This is a genomic window from Virgibacillus carmonensis (assembly GCF_057836705.1).
This window is the reverse complement of the sequence record NZ_JBYQFJ010000129.1, coordinates 1-750: the sequence shown is the minus strand read 5'-3', so window position 1 is coordinate 750 and position 750 is coordinate 1. Positions and strand designations below refer to the sequence as shown.

General features: G+C 40.3%; 2 protein-coding genes. Both read left to right on the top strand.

The genetic code is table 11. From position 1 onward, the window contains the following. On the top strand, nucleotides 1–357 hold a 357-nt coding region (locus AC3G7N_RS20890; RefSeq protein ID WP_489424078.1), incomplete at its 5' end, for a glycine betaine ABC transporter substrate-binding protein. A 24-nt stretch (nucleotides 358–381) separates the two neighbouring features. Next, the coding region (locus AC3G7N_RS20885) for an ABC transporter permease (protein WP_489424079.1) at nucleotides 382–750 on the top strand (369 nt) is incomplete at its 3' end.

Sequence of the window (750 nt, the reverse complement as noted above, 5' to 3'; positions counted from 1 at the left end):
AAATATGGTTATGAATTCGGACGTGTATTTCCAATGAATATAGGTCTTGTTTACAAAGCTGTTGAAAGTGGAGAAATGGATGTTGTGCTTGCCTATACCACGGATGGTCGTCTTGAAGCATTTGATTTAGTAACATTAAAAGACAATAAGCATCTATTTCCACCATATGATAGTTCACCAGTAGTCCGGAACGAGGTACTTAAGAAACATCCCGAGCTGAAAGATATTCTTCATAAGCTGGCAGGGAAAATCAGTACCAAAAAAATGCGTGAGATGAACTATCAGGCGAACGTAAAGATGAAAGAACCGAGACTTGTAGCTAAAGAGTTTTTAGAAGAACATCATTATTTTGAGTAAAACTTTCCTGGAGGTGAAGATATGATAGAGACACTTACAGATTTAGGGGTATATTATTCGCAAAATATGGCTTACGTATGGGAACAATTTCTACGGCACTTTCTAATGTCTGCTTATGGTGTATTATTTGCAGCTATTGTTGCTATTCCTGTTGGGATTATAATCGCCCGTCATGCCAGGTTAAGTGCATGGGTAATTTCCCTAACAAATATTATTCAAACAATACCTGCATTAGCCATGCTGGCGGTGCTCATGCTGGCAATGGGACTTGGCGCAAATACCGTAGTCTTTGCATTGTTCTTGTACTCGCTGCTGCCGATTCTCAAAAACACGTATACTGGGATTCGGGGAGTCGATCATGCACTGCTTGAATCCGGACGTGGTATGGGAATG